Annotated in this window: 21 protein-coding genes; 4 read left to right on the forward strand and 17 right to left on the reverse strand. The window is 43.3% G+C overall.

Annotation, left to right across the window (positions count from 1 at the left end; all coding sequences use genetic code 11):
• The first annotated feature begins 221 nt into the window (after positions 1-221).
• Positions 222-1541 (forward strand): branched-chain amino acid transport system II carrier protein, encoded by a 1320-nt coding sequence (gene brnQ, locus AC3G2T_RS22245; RefSeq protein ID WP_488437013.1) that lies wholly within the window; start codon positions 222-224, stop codon positions 1539-1541.
• A gap of 10 nt (positions 1542-1551) precedes the next feature.
• On the opposite strand, the gene bluB is transcribed toward brnQ, so the two are convergent.
• Entirely contained in the window at positions 1552-2205 is a 654-nt protein-coding gene (gene bluB / locus AC3G2T_RS22250) for a 5,6-dimethylbenzimidazole synthase (RefSeq protein WP_488436944.1), read from the reverse strand.
• Between the two features lie 40 nt (positions 2206-2245).
• Positions 2246-2374: a hypothetical protein gene (locus AC3G2T_RS22255; protein ID WP_488436945.1), complete on the reverse strand. Its 129-nt coding sequence runs from the start codon at positions 2372-2374 to the stop codon at positions 2246-2248.
• 78 nt (positions 2375-2452) lie between these two features.
• Here AC3G2T_RS22255 and AC3G2T_RS22260 point away from each other — a divergent pair, with 78 nt between their 5' ends.
• The 3 genes from AC3G2T_RS22260 to AC3G2T_RS22270 are packed head-to-tail and all read left to right on the forward strand — an operon-like array spanning position 2453 to position 5876.
• Positions 2453-3409 (forward strand): AAA family ATPase, encoded by a 957-nt coding sequence (locus tag AC3G2T_RS22260; protein ID WP_488436946.1) that lies wholly within the window; start codon positions 2453-2455, stop codon positions 3407-3409.
• Between the two features lie 3 nt (positions 3410-3412).
• Positions 3413-4546: a DUF58 domain-containing protein gene (locus AC3G2T_RS22265; protein ID WP_488436947.1), complete on the forward strand. Its 1134-nt coding sequence runs from the start codon at positions 3413-3415 to the stop codon at positions 4544-4546.
• On the forward strand, positions 4533-5876 hold the full coding sequence (locus AC3G2T_RS22270; protein ID WP_488436948.1) for a DUF4129 domain-containing protein: 1344 nt from the start codon (positions 4533-4535) through the stop codon (positions 5874-5876). Before AC3G2T_RS22265 ends, AC3G2T_RS22270 begins: the two co-directional genes overlap by 14 nt.
• Positions 5877-6406: 530 nt before the next feature.
• Here the strand turns inward: AC3G2T_RS22270 and AC3G2T_RS22275 are convergent.
• From AC3G2T_RS22275 to AC3G2T_RS22345, 15 genes are all read right to left on the reverse strand, one after another.
• A complete protein-coding gene (locus AC3G2T_RS22275; protein WP_488436949.1) occupies positions 6407-6907 on the reverse strand; it encodes a hypothetical protein in 501 nt (166 codons plus the stop codon).
• 112 nt (positions 6908-7019) lie between these two features.
• On the reverse strand, positions 7020-7565 hold the full coding sequence (locus AC3G2T_RS22280) for an HAD domain-containing protein (RefSeq protein ID WP_488436950.1): 546 nt from the start codon (positions 7563-7565) through the stop codon (positions 7020-7022).
• Positions 7555-7806 (reverse strand): hypothetical protein, encoded by a 252-nt coding sequence (locus tag AC3G2T_RS22285; protein ID WP_488436951.1) that lies wholly within the window; start codon positions 7804-7806, stop codon positions 7555-7557. The genes AC3G2T_RS22280 and AC3G2T_RS22285 overlap by 11 nt, the downstream gene beginning before the upstream one ends.
• 288 nt (positions 7807-8094) lie before the next feature.
• Positions 8095-8577, reverse strand: coding sequence for a pentapeptide repeat-containing protein (locus AC3G2T_RS22290; RefSeq protein WP_488436952.1), 483 nt, complete (start codon positions 8575-8577; stop codon positions 8095-8097).
• A 361-nt stretch (positions 8578-8938) separates the two neighbouring features.
• Positions 8939-9334 carry a hypothetical protein gene (locus AC3G2T_RS22295; RefSeq protein ID WP_488436953.1) on the reverse strand — a complete coding sequence of 132 codons (396 nt, stop codon included), beginning with the start codon at positions 9332-9334 and terminating at the stop codon, positions 8939-8941.
• 81 nt (positions 9335-9415) lie between these two features.
• Positions 9416-9850: a contact-dependent growth inhibition system immunity protein gene (locus tag AC3G2T_RS22300; protein WP_488436954.1), complete on the reverse strand. Its 435-nt coding sequence runs from the start codon at positions 9848-9850 to the stop codon at positions 9416-9418.
• A 26-nt stretch (positions 9851-9876) separates the two neighbouring features.
• On the reverse strand, positions 9877-10482 hold the full coding sequence (locus AC3G2T_RS22305) for an SMI1/KNR4 family protein (RefSeq protein ID WP_488436955.1): 606 nt from the start codon (positions 10480-10482) through the stop codon (positions 9877-9879).
• 164 nt (positions 10483-10646) lie between these two features.
• Complete coding sequence (locus AC3G2T_RS22310) at positions 10647-11123, reverse strand: hypothetical protein (RefSeq protein ID WP_488436956.1); 477 nt, start codon at positions 11121-11123, stop codon at positions 10647-10649.
• Positions 11124-11279: 156 nt separating this feature from the next.
• A complete protein-coding gene (locus tag AC3G2T_RS22315) occupies positions 11280-11825 on the reverse strand; it encodes a hypothetical protein (protein ID WP_488436957.1) in 546 nt (181 codons plus the stop codon).
• Between the two features lie 7 nt (positions 11826-11832).
• Entirely contained in the window at positions 11833-12357 is a 525-nt protein-coding gene (locus tag AC3G2T_RS22320) for a hypothetical protein (protein WP_488436958.1), read from the reverse strand.
• 194 nt (positions 12358-12551) lie between these two features.
• Positions 12552-12764, reverse strand: a complete 213-nt coding sequence (locus tag AC3G2T_RS22325) for a hypothetical protein (protein ID WP_488436959.1) — start codon at positions 12762-12764, stop codon at positions 12552-12554.
• A gap of 382 nt (positions 12765-13146) precedes the next feature.
• On the reverse strand, positions 13147-13689 hold the full coding sequence (locus tag AC3G2T_RS22330; RefSeq protein WP_488436960.1) for a hypothetical protein: 543 nt from the start codon (positions 13687-13689) through the stop codon (positions 13147-13149).
• Between the two features lies 1 nt (position 13690).
• Positions 13691-14530, reverse strand: coding sequence for a polymorphic toxin-type HINT domain-containing protein (locus AC3G2T_RS22335; protein ID WP_488437014.1), 840 nt, complete (start codon positions 14528-14530; stop codon positions 13691-13693).
• Positions 14531-15238: 708 nt separating this feature from the next.
• Complete coding sequence (locus AC3G2T_RS22340; RefSeq protein WP_488436961.1) at positions 15239-15517, reverse strand: hypothetical protein; 279 nt, start codon at positions 15515-15517, stop codon at positions 15239-15241.
• 437 nt (positions 15518-15954) lie between these two features.
• The gene (locus AC3G2T_RS22345) at positions 15955-16584 is read right to left on the reverse strand and encodes a hypothetical protein (RefSeq protein WP_488436962.1); all 630 of its coding nucleotides are present in this window, start codon (positions 16582-16584) and stop codon (positions 15955-15957) included.
• Positions 16585-16589: the final 5 nt, after the last annotated feature.

Here is a 16589-nt window from a genome sequence, read left to right on the forward strand (position 1 = left end):
TTCCCAAGCATAAAGACCTAGGCCTTTCTCACCATCATTGTACTCACTGACCTGCGAATTCACAACATCTTCCATGTTTGAATCCACAAGATGCATCCGGCTGCAATGTGGTATATACTGTTCAACAGTATAGACAGAAGTCCCGCCTCAAAGTTATGACTAATTAAGGGACAAGCAGGAGGATTAGCAGCGTGTCACAAAAAATTCCATTTTCTTTCGTCATGATCATTGGATTAATGTTATTTGCCTTGTTTTTCGGAGCAGGCAATTTAATTTTTCCACCTATGCTTGGCCAATTATCCGGAAAGTATGTTTGGATTGCCAACACAGGCTTTTTAGTTACCGGGGTCGGATTGCCCTTGCTGGCTGTCACAGCATTTGTTTATTCAGGCAAAGACAACTTGCAGTCTTTAGCCAGTCGTGTACACCCGTTATTCGGCATCGTTTTCACAACGATTCTTTACCTTGCGATCGGCCCTTTTTTTGCCATTCCCAGAGCCGGCAATGTATCGTTCGAGATTGGGGTCAAACCTTTTTTATCAGGTCAGGCAACTACCATTCCTTTGGCTATCTTCACCATCCTGTTTTTTACGGTGGCATGTTTGTTATCGCTGAATCCTTTAAAAATTGTCCATGTAGTCGGGAAAATCTTAACCCCTATTAAATTGACTTTTATCGGAATTATCGTAGTAACAGCAATTATTCATCCAATCGGCGCCCTTCAAGCGCCTGTTCAAGAGTACGCATCCAACGTATTTTATAAAGGGTTCCAGGAAGGTTATTTAACGCTGGACGCCCTTGTGTCATTTGTGTTCGGGATCATCATTGTAAATGCGATTAAAGAAAAAGGAGCCGCCTCCAAAAAACAAATTTTAGCTACTTGCGTAAAAGCAACGGTTATTGCGGGTTTACTTTTAATCCTTATCTATACCGCACTTTCCTACATGGGGGCCTCCAGTGTTGAAAAATTGGGACATTTAAGTAACGGAGCTGAAATTTTGGCAAAAGTTTCGAGCTATTACTTTGGTTCTTATGGTGCAGTTTTGTTAGGATTAATGATTACAGTGGCATGTTTGACTACATGTGTAGGATTGATCACTGCATGCTCTTCCTTTTTCCATGCCTTGTTTCCGAAGGTCTCTTACAAAAAATTGGCTGTTATTTTGTCCGTTTTCAGCACATTAGTCGCCAATATCGGATTAACGGAATTAATTAAGATTTCAGTCCCTGTTCTAATGACCCTGTATCCGATTGCGATCTCATTAATATTCCTGACGTTCCTGCACCAAATATTCAACGGCAAGCCGGAAGTATATCAAGGTACCTTGCTATTCACCTTTATCATTAGTTTATTTGACGGTCTGAGTGCTGCCGGAGCACGAATCGAAGTCATGAATCATTACTTCACTCAGTATCTCCCCATGTATAACGTAGGTTTAGGCTGGGTGCTTCCGGCGTGCATTGGTGGTTTAAGCGGGTACATTGCCAGTGTATTGCGAAAAAAATATAGCCTGGCTTCTCGTGCGGAAGAGCGCACTTAAGCGGCTTATTTTATTTGAAAGCATGAGGGGTTCCCCATGTATCTTTATAGATCAAGTCGGTTAACTCCCTTCTGTTTTCCCAATTTGCCGTTTCCAGAATAGGCTTATCCGGATAATTGTCCGTATAACCGATTGAAATTAAAGCAACCGGGTCGATGTGATAAGGGATGTTCAATATATCCCGGATATCGTTCTTTTTATAAAAGCTGACCCATCCCATAGCCAAGCCTTCCACGCAAGCGGCCAGCCACATATTTTGAATGGCGCACGCTGTGGACATGATATCCGTTTCCGGAATGGAATTGCGGCCGAGCACGTGGGAGCCGCCCCGCGTAGGATCGCAAGTCACGCATATTGTCAGTGGCGCTTGTTTGATGCCCTCGATTTTCAGGCTCAGGAATTGGTCTTGCCGTTCGCCTTCGTAGTGAATGGCCAAGGCCCTTCTTTCTTTATCCGCCGCCCAAGCCAATCGCTCCTTTATGCTGTCGGAGGTAACCATAATAAAATTCCAAGGCTGCATAAAGCCTACGGACGGACCGTGATGAGCCGCATTCAGGATCTTCAGAATGACTTCGTCGGGAATACTATGGGTTAAAAAAGTCCGTACATCCCGCCGTGTGTAAATCGCTTTATATAGCGCCTGCTTCTCAAGTTCGGAAAACATGGACATTCCTCCATTATCAAAGTTCGGTTACATTTCATGATCAAACTTGCGGCTCATCAGCGAGGCCAGAAAGTCTTCCCTGAGCACCGGCAATCCCACCATCATTGTACTCACTGGCCTGCGAATTCACAACTTCCCCCATGATTTCATCCAACTTTTTCCGGAACATCTCCCGTACTCTTTTGCCTGATTTTGTGCGAAACTAGAAACTGGAATGATTTTCTTTATACAGAGGTGACTGTCACTCATGGATATCGGAACAATCGGGCGCACGGCCGCACGGATCAAGGAAAACATCGGCAAAGTCATCGTCGGAAAAGAGGACACGATCGAGCTCATGCTGATCGCCCTCATCTCTTCAGGGCATATTTTGCTGGAGGATGTCCCCGGCACCGGGAAAACGCAGCTGGCTAAAGCGATGGCGCGTTCTCTCGACTGCACATTCAAAAGAATTCAGTTTACGCCGGATTTGCTCCCCTCCGATGTAAGCGGCATCAACTTCTACAATCAAAAGCTCGGCGAGTTCGAATTCCGCCCGGGCCCGCTGTTCGCCCATATCGTGCTGGCCGATGAGATCAACCGGGCTACGCCGAGAACGCAGTCCAGCCTGCTGGAATGCATGGAGGAGCGGCAGGTAAGCATCGACGGCGAAACGCGGGCGCTGGAAGCTCCGTTCCTCGTTATCGCTACGCAAAACCCTGTCGAGAACCAGGGGACGTTCCCGCTTCCCGAGGCGCAGCTCGACCGCTTCCTGATGAAAATATCGCTGGGCTATCCTTCCCTGGACGAGCAGCTGCGCATTTTGAAGCTGTATCAGCAGCACGATCCGCTGGAACAGCTAACGCCCGTCGTCAGCCGCGCGGAGCTCGCGGAAGCGCAGCGCACCTGCGCGCAGGTGCGGATAAGCGACGAGCTGCTGAAGTACATGGTGCAGCTCGCCGAGCAAACCCGCTCGCACCCGGACGTGGCGCTCGGCGTCAGTCCAAGGGGCGTCCGCGCCATGTTCAAGTCCGCACAGGCGTTCGCCATGCTTCGCGGGCGCGACTACGTGCTGCCGGACGATATCAAAACGCTGGCCGAGCCGGTATGGTCGCACCGCATTTTGCTGAAAGCCAGAACCCGCCAGCAGGACAACCCGGCTGCAGAAATTTTGCGCAAAATTATGGCGCAAACGCCGGTGCCGACGGAAGTCAAGCTGGGGTAGCCGATGGGGATCAGCTGGATCATCGTCATCGCCGCCGCCCTTTGCTTGTTGCAGCACCGTTTGTTCAACCGCTTCGGCTTTGCCGGGCTGCGCGTGGAACGAAAGTTCAACAAGACCCATTGCCATGTAGGCGATGAAGTCGAAATGATCGAGACAATCGTCAACCGCAAGCCGCTCCCCGTGCCATGGCTCCGGCTGGAATCGATGATCCATGCGGGGCTGCATTTTGGCAAGCAGACGAACTTCGCGGTCAGCAGCGGCGCGATTTTTCAAAATCACCGCAGCCTGTTCAGCATGATGCCGTACACGAAAATCGTCCGCCGCCACCATATTCGCTGCGCCCGGCGCGGCTGGTACAAGCTGGAATCCGCCGCTATATCCGTCGGCGACATCATGGGCCTTGAAGCTGCGGCGAAGACACAAAAAATAAACCTGGAGTTGCTCGTATATCCGCAGCTTCTTGATTACCGCGACATCCCGCTCCCCTCCAGCAGGTGGCAGGGTGACGTGATCGTCAAAAGATGGATCATCCAGGATCCGTTCCTGTCCTCCGGCGTCCGCGAATACCGCTACGGCGATACGATGAGCAGCATCCACTGGAAAGCGACGGCGCGAAGCGGCCGGCTTCAGGTGTACAACCGCGAGTTCACGGCCGACCCGCGTCTTTTGATCGTCGTCAACACGCAGATTACAGAGACGATGTGGGACGCCGTAACCGATCCCGAGCTGGTGGAAAAAGGCATCTCCTACGCCGCCACCCTCGCCCGGCATGCCGCGCTTCAGGGAGTTCCCATCGGCTTCGGCTGCAACAGCTATACGCCGGATAAGCCGGGAACGCCCGTCTTTATAGCTCCGGAAGGCGGCGCTCCGCAGCTGGAGTACGTGTACGAGACGATGGCGAAGCTTGCCGTCGCCTGCTGCCGGGCTTTTCACGACTTCCTGGAGAACGGACTCGGACTCGAATTGGGCGGGACGGCGACGGATGTCGTGCTGATCACCCCCTTCGTCTCCGACAAAATCGCGGAACAGATCGGCATGCTGGAAGCGGCGGGACACAGCGTCTTTGTTGTGCCTCTGGAACATGGCATCATCGATTCGGACGCGGAGGAGGTGGCCGGCGATCATGCAGCAAGCTAAACGAATTGGGGCCGGACTCGGTATGGCCGCCCTCCTCGGCGCGGTCGAATTGACCGTCTTTTTTCCGGCCGTGCTGCTCCTGCAAGTCTATATCGCCGGCACGCCGCTTGCCGCAACGCTGCTGATGCTCGTCGCCTTCTACGCGGCCGGCTGGGCGGGAGGCATGACAAAACTATTATCGCGGCGCATTTACGACTATATGTTCTGTGTGGCGGTGGGCTGTTCCATCGCCGTTGCCGTGCAAGGCGCAGGCTGGCACGGCTGGGCTTGCTCTGCTGCCGGGCTGCTGCTCGTCTACCGGGGCAGCCAATTTCCCAAAACGGCATGGAGCCGCCTGTTCCCATACGGCGCCTTTCTTAGCGGGTTCATCGTCTACTTTGTCGGCGTGCCGTTGATGAGCCGTTTTCCATTAACGGAACCCTATACGGGCTGGGCGAACGGAACGGGATTTGTCTCGCTCGTCATTTTTCTGTTTGTTATCAACCGTTCCCAGCTCCTGCGAGCGACGCTCGCCGGTTCCGACCAAGCCCAGGCTGCGCTTTCGGGCTCCGTGCGGCGCCAGAACCGGATATGGCTTATTTTGCTCATCGCGACTATCGTGGGGATCGCTTATTTTCAGCAGGCGGGGCATGCTTTGCTCGGCGCCGCGCGGGCTTTCCTCGGCTGGCTGCTTCGCTTGATACCAGGTGATACGACGCCGCAGCCCCTCCCCGCCGAAGAGCGGCAGCTGCCGCAGCTCCCTCCGGCTCCGCCCGCAAGCGAGCCGACATGGCTGGACACGCTGATGCACTACGTGCAGCTTATCGGCGGCTATATCATCATCGCGGCCATCATCGGGCTCGCGTTGTATCTCATCGCGAGCAGACTCGTGCCCGCAGCAGCAGGCTTGATCCGCAGGCTGCTGGGGCGGAGCCTTTTTGACAAAGCGGCGGCGGGCGCCGCGGACGGATACACCGACGAGAAGGAAAGCCTGTTCGAGTGGAAAGAAATTTCGCGGCAGTGGTGGAACGGCGTGACAGGCCGCTTGCACCGCGACAGGCGCGACGGCCCGAAATGGGCGCAGCTGCCAAGCAACCGGGAACGGGTGCGGTACTTGTACGCCCTGCTCATCCGCGAAGCCGCGAGCCAAGGGTACCCGTTCGACAAGGCGCTGACGCCGAACGAGACCGGATCGGAACTACGGCAGAGAAATACACTGCCCGAGCAAGCGGTCCTCGCGGTAACCGAAGCATACAACCAGGTCCGCTACGGGGAAAAGGACGTTTCCGACGAGGAAATCGGCGAGGTGCTGCGCGCCGCCGAGTTCGTGACGCGGAAGGGATTGAAGTGAGGGCGAGGACGTAGAGGTTGGCGAAACGTAAGCTTCAACTTTTCAAAATTAGGAACTCCAACCAATAAATACACAACATCTAGCAAACTATGATATAATTCTAGCATGATAACGAACGGTGGAAAAAATGACCACGGCGCAGCCTCTTTGCAAAGGAGGTGATCGCCCTGGTCACACTTGTGACACTGCTTGATATCCTGAAATGGACAGCTACTTTGCTAAGCCTGTGGTTTAGTTCCCGGAAGCTTGCCAAATGGATAAAAAGAAAAGTGAACAAGCGAAAAAACCACCGTAATTAGGTTGGCTCCTGATCGGTGGTTTCTCGCTTAGGTTGTAAACTATGCGCGCCGTGGGTGTCCACAGCTTCGTTGTCTGGCCGTTTAAGTGTTCACGCACTTAAGCGGTCTTTTTTAGTATTAGCAAAAATGATCTAATAAAACATTACCATATCCTTTAGCGGATAGCAATGGATGATGTTTGTCTTACGTTTAAATAACTTTTCCAATGTTAGTTACAATGTGTCATGAAAATCAGTTTTTTTGCAGCAGTTCGATTTTTTGTAACTGTCTAGAGTAAGTTTTGATATTGAAGTATTGGTGCATCGACGTGAAAAATATGTTAGCGGAGTCTAATAACTTCTCTAAAAAAACCGAGCTTTCCACTGTATATTTAAATTCCCCCAAGGAAACCAACATTAGCTTTGAATTAATCCTTTTAAATTCTAATTTGATGGGTTGGTCAGGGAAATAAGCTTCTGCGTTTCCAAGTGATTCGAATCCCTCTACCATATCAACAATGTATGACCATAACTGGTCGACTAAATCCCAATGGGAAAAGTCAAGTATTGTACTATGATTATATTTTATGCATATAACACCACTTACATAATGTAAATCTACTTGATTTTCAATTTCTTCTATTTCTTGATGGTTCTCAATATTAATAAAGTACTTGTGCGGATTATTTATGGCATCGGTCAGGTCCGTAATCTTAGCAAACGGCCGTAGTAAATATGTTTGTATTACCATCAATATCTTACACTCCATTTTTGCATAAAGTTGTTCCGATGTTCAATCCTAATGTACATTGGTATCAGCTTATTATACTCTTTTCCCATATTATATAGGTAAAATGTTTTAATTATTATGTGATGAGTTGTTTCACAATTTCATCTTTAATTTGTGAAGTCACTCCGCTTCTAAAATCTGTTTCAATTAAGAATTCTTCCAATTCTCCCATTTCCTCTTCATCATCTAAAATAACAAATTTCTTCACTTCCAATTCCGTACCTGCTGCATTTAATAAGTATTCCTTTATCTCACTTCCACGAATCACACCTTCGATTATTGGCGTCATTCCTATAACTCTATAGATTCCATTTATTCCAAAAATGGATTGTAGTTGATTTAAATTTCTCCCCTCTCTCCAAGAAGAGGTTACGACGATATTGGCTCCTGTAATATCTAAAACTTCTTTTAAGTTAGCGACACATTCAGGATCAAATTCATGCCCAAAATATTTTTTACTTTGGATTAAATGCCTCGAAGTTACCATAACACCATCAATATCTAAAAAAATCACCTTCAATGCATCAACCCCACTTACAAATTGTATTGATATCCCAAGACAGCTATCTATCTTAAGATATGTTAATGGATGTAACAATGATTTCCGGATGTTAATTAACATTACTCATTCCTGCAAAATCATAAATGTCTTCAGAAGAATATACTTCGCCATTGGCAATATCCTGTTTCGCTTGCATAATTAAAGCTTTCAGTTCCTCGTCGCTCTCAATTTCCTCTTGGACAATATTTTTCAACGGTTTAACCAAATAATGCTTGCCTTCAATATCTACAATCGTATCCTCATTGTCGTCAATCCACGCCTTAAACAATTCTGCATGATTACCCTCAAGCTTTTTCAGCATTTTGGGAGATCCCCCTTAAAATGGTTCTTGTTAATTTATTTTATCACCCTGTATTCAGTTTCGAAACAGGCACGATATATGCCGTCAAATTCTTCATCATCTTATTCACGATATTGATCAGCTTTCGCATCATACAAACGATGGCCTGCCCTTGATAAGTCTGTTGAAAGAACGACTCATACTAACCGATTCATCTGTACTTGAAATATGTTATCAATGCCGCGGCGGACAAAAAGAAGCCCCAAGGGAGTTGTTAGCTCGCTTGGGGAGAGAGTTATATTATTTGAATCAGCTTACTCTAATTGCACCGAAAACTTCAGGGGTAAACCCAGAAGGCCAAATTGTTTTTTCGTCGTACTCAGCACCTGTTAATATTGACTCATTTAACCTTGTGCAATTCATATTTGTCCCAAGAAGTTTAGCATAAGAAAAATCGCACTGCCATACATCTGCACCAGCTAAGTTTGCCCCTGTTAGATCAGCGTAATTTAAATTAGCCGCATTAAGCTTACAATTTTCAAGATTCGCATCTTGTAGTCGCGCAGACCTCATTACTGATACCATGAGCAACGAATTGGATAAATTCGCTTCAACGAGTACCGTCTCATCCATCTCAGCACCACGCAAATTAGCGTGTTCCAAATTAGCTCGTGTCATATTAAGTTTGTTAAGAATCGCCCTATGCAATTCTGTGTTACTAAGATTAATGCCTTCGAACGAGTCTGCATTAATAATAATCGGATCATTCGCATGGCTTTTAATGATAATCACAGGTTTTCCTCCTAATTAGTCGCAAGGCGATGTTTATAGGCGAATTTAAAAACCGAAGTATTTGTTTAACTTGTTTTGGAGCTCTACATCATCCACGGCTTCATCATTAATGGGTGTTTCCTTTAACTGGACGAAATAGCCATCGTTCAGTTTCCCTAACTGATATACTAGCGATTGCTGTATTTTCTCCTTATCTAATCGTCCTACTACGTCACCACCCCAGTAATTAATCCAATGTATTGAAGTGGGTATACCATTTACAAGGTACTCGTCAAGCTTTCTGGAATTTACATTATTAACTATACAGCCCCAGAAAGGCTCAAAAGACATAGTGCATTTCTTAAATGTCGATGATAATTTTTCAATTACATGAGGATTGTCGTATAAAGGTAATGACTTTGGAAGATTTACTACTAAGTGTATTGACGAAATTTGAGTCAGTTACTCCCACAGTCATACGTATACCAGCAGAATCATTTTCATTAAGCGAGGAAAAGAAACTAAACGAATACCCTAATTCGGGGAATAGTTCTTTGCCCTCTTTATTTACGCCATTTTCCACCACATTCCTAAATCTTTCATAGCTCCATTCAAAAGGTTTCGCATCTTTCTTCTTAAAAACAGTTAGATACGTGGGGCTAAGCTCAGTTCCAAACTCTCTGAGTGCTTCCATTGTATTATACGCTCTCATAACAGAGGTATCGAAATCTTCTTTTCTGGGTTTTGCCCACAGCACCATAGAGTGTCTCTGTAACATATTTCCTCCTCAGAGTTTATTTTATTTGTTTACTCACGGCTACGGACTCCAATTCTATTTTGATTTGCTAGTCGCTAGTGCTTATTTGCAAGACTCAAATACTTTGAAGAGGGTCTCTCCTAATTGTTCAGGAGTTGCATTCAAAAGCAATTCTACTTTGGTTTGACCGTTGTTCACATAGCCACTTCCTTCTCTTTTCATAGGAGTAAATATAATAGTTCCCAGGTCATTGCTCATACTGACAATTACGTGCAAATATTCCTTCACAAATTTACTACGGTTCTTAAATCCAAGCAGAGTAGGTAAATTCCCAGAAATACGATCGTTTAAATACGGTTCTTTCTCGCAAAACTCAAAAGCTTCTTTCAGTCTTTCACCAACTACTTTGTAATCAGGTTGGGGTTCCAAAAGCATTACTTGATTGGTTGAAGCGCCTGCACCAATTGCATTTAGAGCTAGTGGATTTAAAACTACAGTACCGTCAGCATTTTTATACGCACACACAGTAAAATTCATTGTTATTCACCGCCCAACAATGGTTACTATTCTTTCTTTTTATTCTTAAATTTCTCTACTAATGCTAAGAATTCGGGAGTAGCTGTAACTTTAACAATACCAAGATCTTTGGGTACATTATCCTCCTCCGCTATCTGGAAGCTTAAGATAAATTCTATAAATGAGTCTGCGACTAAATAAACATTATTCCATAACTCATCTTCTGAGGGATCGAAAGTTTCCTGATCATGATCCCAGAAATAAATCTTGCCCCATACTTCCTTATTAACTCTAATGCAAAGCTGATCTCCACCAGGACAATCTGCAATCGGAATTAAACCTTTGGGCATTCGACCGAGGTACGTATCAATGATTTTCACTAAATTATTATAATCATCGTTCTGCAAGTCATAAAAGTTAACCATCCTCCCTTTTTCAGCAGATTTAGGATTGTTGGTTAAGAGTGAGTAACTTATCATATGTGGAAAGTCTAATCTTCCGTATTTTATAAGAAACTCTCTATACTCTGGGGGAAAGCGGAAATCAAGATGTTCTTCAATTGCAACAACGGACTTTTCTGATTGAGCACCAAATCTACTCGTAATACCCAATTCTTTAAGCTTTATTTCAGTGTCTCTAAAGTTTTTTAACATCTATTGACCTCCTTTTGCTCTTCGTAAATCTGATGCAGAACCAACAAGAGGTATTTTGGGGTTTAGTATTGCGCCTTTCGCTGTGCTTTGAGGCTTCTAAGCAGATAAAAATAGCGCTGGGGAAGCAACCTTTTAGCTATTTTCCCAGCGCTTATAACGTAAAGCTATTTCACAAAGTCGCTCATTGCATGAGTATAATGCTTCTTGTTATCAAATCCTACGTAGTCGATCCCCTCACAAGAAGAGGGATTGCCATCGATAACATTAGTTTTTGAAAATACCAAAAACTTGAGTTTTGGAAGTTTTTTCACAAAGCTAAGTGAGGGTAACTCACCGCAATTGATTAACGATAATTTCTCCAAATTGATCAACTCACCGAGGATATCCAAATTTACATTTTTACACGAATCTAGCTCTACTTGCTTAATTGTATGTGAGTTTCTCTGAAGATCATGAATATCTTGTAGCTTCGTAAGGCTGTTAAGTTCTATCTTATGCAACCTAGTAAAATTTCCAGAGCCTTCTAAAGATGTAATCATAGACTGAGTTACAGTTAGCTCTTCTAAATTTGTCAATAAATCTAATTCTTCTAAACTTCTGCCCCCCGGCTTGTACTTCCAAACATGTAGCTTCTTTAACAACGTAGGATTCCACAGAAGGGAAGTTGTTAGTACAGAGGAAAATGACATGTTTAGTTTTATTTTGCTTTGCTGTGCCGAACTTTTCGTTGTTAGTGATGCCGCGGCAGAAAAAGAAAACCTTGCGAGGGTTAGTCGCAAGGTGGCTGAACTTAAATACTATTTTTTCCTTAATTCATCGAAAAAGGATTTCCCGCAATGAATTGGCTTTTTTAATATATCATACGGCAGAGAATAGGTGGTATAGAATTGCACCTTTTTTTGCTCAAAAGCTTTTTTGCATCGAGTTAGTTGTAGCTCATCAGAATAATTTATTATCTCCCGCAGCCTCATATCAATAGTCTTCATTATAAGTGTACTGGCAAGGGAATTGCATAACTGCAAGGCTTTATCAAAAATATTATTAGAGCTTGTCACTGCAAGCCGTACTGAAATTTCCTCAACCCCTGCGGGCTCGATTATCCCTGCGTTGATTTCAATCTCTATAATACCCTCCACGTCGGAGTAAAAGAAATAACACTCTGGATCGCTATCTTTACTAATATCCTTTGGAATGTAGGATTTTACATAAGGGATTGCAACAATAGCATTTCTCACTTGAGTAAATGAAGCCCTTACACCACCGTGATATTCAACCACATCATCAATAATAGATACTTGACTATCGAAGGGAACTAATAAAAAATTGTATGATTCTAATCCCATCTAAGCATCACCCACCATAGTATTCGTCAAGAAGTTGTTGCGGAGTCCTGTTGTATAGATCTTTAAGTTCTTGTTCTGATAGTTTTGTCACAGGAACATTCTCGATACCAGCACGTCTAGCTGCTTGCGCTCGATTTTCCGGTAAAGCTTTAGCGAGATCTCGAATAAGGTATGTTATAGCAAAACAATCATCTAAATCTTCATCCTCTAACGCCCAATACTGAATGGTATTATAGTGAATTTTATATTCTTTAACAAGATGACTACTAACCTTTTTCCATAAATCGATAATTTCTAAACCCTCTTCTATACTATCATTTAACGAAGAGATTATTAGGATCATTAATGCAAACTTCTCTCCCTCACTTAAAATACTATTCTCATAAAATGAAACAAACTCAGATACCCTCGAAGAATCTGAACTTTCATATTCCCAATCCTGTGAATAAGCATCTAAAGTTTTTAGCTTCAGTTTCTTAGTAAGGCTCACTATCGCTTCATGTGTAACATACCGCGGATAAATGTTTTCCATATATTCTCTCCAATACATTAATCTAGTTCTTTACGATGTTATTATTGTTTTGATGTAGGATAGGAACTACTATAAGGAAACGCTGTTCTAACACTACCATCTTTCTTTACAACAACTGTTGCCATATCAGGTGTTACTTCTGTACCATCAGGTAAAAAACTTCTACCTTTAATTGAACTTGGAAGTGGAACTTTCTACACTCCCTCACCTTTTTTAGCAACTTCTGCAACGAAATCCGCGGCTGCCTGTTCATCTAGAAACTGTCCAACCTGATGTTCAAGCGATCTAGCCCTATCAATAAGTTGTCTTGGTGTTATTTTAGCACCATGATCAATAAATGTATGCCCATAAGTAGGACCACTCTTGGAATTCCCCCATTTAAAAGACTTAGGTCCTGAAACCCCCATGAGTGCCCAATCCTGTAGTTCTTCCTCAGTTACTGTTCCGTTATAGTATCACTCGTCATTTTCAGCTTTCCATTCTTTGTATTCCTCATATTTCTCTACGAACCAGTCACCAATTGCTCCTATTATGGAGGCAGCCTTAGACATTTCGTCAGGGCTTACAGTTCTGTGTCCACTTGGGTCAAACTTTGTCAACGGATTATTCATCACGTATGTGTACAAGTTGAGAGTTAAAGGGTTATTAATCTGTCCCTCATAGCTATCTTGGTCAATAAACCGCTCTTTTTAAAGATGCCACGACTGAAAGAAACCGCCAAGCAATAGTTGCAAGGCGGTTGATACTTGACTAAAACTTTGAGATATTACTTCGCTAACCAAACCAGAATTACTTTTTACCTTTTAATACATCAAATACCTCGCCACAATATAGCGGCTTGGTAACAATTCCAACGGGTAAACCGAAAGTTGAAAAAAATTTCTCTCTCTTTTCAATAAACTTCTTTTTGCTTCTTAACAACTGCAACTCATTACTAAAATCTAAATTCTCATGCAATTTCATGTCTAAAACATTCAATTCAAGTCGCATTGCCATTTCCCTGCATAGTTCTATTGCTTTTTCAAATGTGCCCTCCGGGTTACAAACTGCAAACCTTACTGAAATCTCATCAACTTTTTCTGATTTTTCACCTGAATTAATTTGTATTTCAATAATGCTTGTTTCATCCCTGTAAGAATAATAACACTCCGAATCGTCAGTCGACCATTTATCTTTAGGGATATATACATTGACGTTCAGATTCGATTCAAGGACTGTGGTGACATTTGTAAATAATACGGAATCTTCACCAAAAGTCTCCCAACCGTCATCAGTAAGCTTAGCTGTATTCTTTTTGGGGTATAGTAAAAAGTTATAGGATTCTAGCCCCATTCTATCTGCCTCCTGCTTCATAAGTCTGTTCTACTAATTCATCAGGTGTTACTTTCCATGTGTTTTTCAATTCCTCTTCAGTAATATACTCGACTGGTACATTTTTAAGCCCAGCTTGCCTTGCGGCCGCCGCACGATGGTGTCCATCAACAATAATTGTCTTACCATCTACTACATACGCTTTGATTGGAGGACCATCCCAACCATTTTCTTGCATAGATTTAGTCAATTTTTTAATTTGGTTTTTACTCATTTCATCTCTAGTTTGACGTCCTACCAAATCAAATGGACTTATTATATCACACGCTCCGGTATTATGAACCCAAATTCCAAGGTCACTGACGAAGTAAGTGTGGAAATCAGCAACTGCCATGTTGTAAACTATAGCTCGCTTATGTTTCAGTTCGATACTCTCAATCTTGAGTGTATTTCCATCACTCTGAACAAGCAAGTCTCCGACCTTCAAGTCCTTGACAAACGTCCATCCCTTTCCATCTACATAGAATGGATGGTTGAAAGTTGATTCAATCACTTGATCGCCCACATGGATCTTGTAAATCTCATTCGTTTCGTGATTGAACGTAGCCGTAACCTCTTTGTATGCTACCTCTCCCGTCTCTTCATTCTTGGAAAGAACCTTATCTCCGATCTCAATGTCTTCGATATTTTTCTCCCCATCTTCTGTCTGGACTTTTGTCCCAGCTACAAAGCAATTGCAAGCTAGGTTTTTACTATATTTAATCGCGTCTTCGCTAATATCAACAGCCTTTTGGGCATACCTCTCCCCATTTGAAAGCCTTATCCAAAGTTTACCACCTTGAAGTACCTTTCCATATGGAATGAACCCTGCACCCGCTAGTGAACCTTATCAGCCATTGAAGCATCTTCGTTAAGTAAAGTTTTAATATCACTAATAAATTCGTTACTTATAGCCATTTCAACTTCTCTTTGAAGAGCACAACTGCTATGATTCTGTGCACATGCCCAATAAGATGCGGGCATCGGCCAATGCCCGTTAGGATCAGTATGCGTCAATGGATTATTCTGAACATAAGTATACAAGTTGAGAGTTAAAGGGTTATCAATTTGCCCCTCATACGTATCTTGGTCAATAAACCGCTCTTTTCAAAACAAAACGATGCAACCAGAAGATTGCACCGCTGCTCTATCCAATATTATACAGCTTCTTCTATTCTCAGAACAATCAAAACATATTCCGTCTCGTTGAATCGGTCTGAACGTTAATTGATGTGGCATTATCACTTTTTCAAGTGCACTTGTCTTTCACATACTTTTTGCTTAAGATGGCAATGCGTTAAGCATCACCAAGCCCTAAATGTAAAGATTAAACTGATACAACAGTATGATTCATCATGAGATTGACAAGAATGCTCTGTGATCGTGTTATCAATACCGAAATTATCAAAGCATCTTTTAAGCATCCGACGCGGCGCATATGTTGAGCTATTTTTCGTATTGGCTTTAGCCCGGCAGACAAAAAAGAAACCCCCGAGAGAATTGTTAGCTCTGCTCGGGGATTCTTTAATTATTACTGATCTTTATACAGCATATTAATTTCCTTCAAGATATGAAAGTCCTTTTGTGCTAACAAAGTTAACGCTCCTGTCAACCCCGAATTTAATTCTGGGATACTTTTTTTATAAGCCATAATGTTCTCGACTTTCAATAGTATTCTCTCTCCGTTTGGAAGGTTACACGCGAGTAATTCGCCTATCTTAATATCTTCGCACGCCCTCCCTTTGGTAACCCATTTTAGAGGCTCAATTTCTTCAAATTCTGCTACACTAAATGCTCGTATGCTTCCCATTTTAGTCACTCTCCGTTAATTTTTTTTGCGGCCTCTATAAATTTTTTGATTTGTGTCGAGATCATTCTTTGAGTGGAACGAAGCGCAGATTCTAAGCATCTTTTCCTTTTATTACTGAAGGAACATCAAAACCTATATCCTTTAGGATACTCCTACTTTGAGCTACTGTTATGGTCGTACTCGCTCTACTAGCAAATTCCGAAGGGGTAAGCTCGACTCTCCGACAAGAATTTGAAGACTGCAAGCCATCACTGCAAAGAAACAATGGGGGTAAGCCGTTTATCCCAGCATAAGGCACAATGAGGCTGTGAGGATTACCGGAGGCATAGGTTTTGATCCTTCGTTTGACCCGCTGCGCTTTAAGACTAGTACTCAGCAATGATAGAGCAACGGATAAAAGAAACCCAAGTGAGTTTTTAGTTCACTTGGGTTTAGAATTAGATAGAAGTAGATGTCATCTTTTTCTTTAACTTGTTACATTCTTGCTCATGCGATGGATCTAACAAAACTAATTCTTTAAAGATTTCGGTTAGAAAATTAATAATTACTGTTTTAAAATCAGCAAAAGGAATGTATTCAATGCCTGTATGTGGGCTAGTGAAGCTCACACCTTCATTTTTATAAACACTAGTATTATCCCAACATATCTCAATGTAGTCTCCTTTTCTTCTGAAATAGACATTGGGAAGGTATGAACCTGCTCTGTGAGAAAACCATGAATGTGTGAATGTCCAATCTTGTTTTTTTTCAAAATCAAAACATTCCTCATCACTATCAATAAGATGCTCCACTACTGAAAGCATTTCCAGGGTGTTATCACTTTGTATTTCAAAGGGGAAATTAGTATCATGTAAAATCGAGTCAAGGTTTTCACAGAAATATTCAATTAAATAAATCAGATTCCAAACATAGGGGGTCTCGACATCATTTTTACGAAACCTGCATAAATCTTTGCCATTAACCCAGAGTTCAAATGCCCCCCACGAGTCGTTAAGAATACCTGTCTCGTGAAACGGATTTTCTTTGAGGGTATATTTAATGGCAATACTCTCCTTGTCGTCAAGCACCCGCT

This window comes from Paenibacillus sp. sgz302191, from assembly GCF_057749925.1.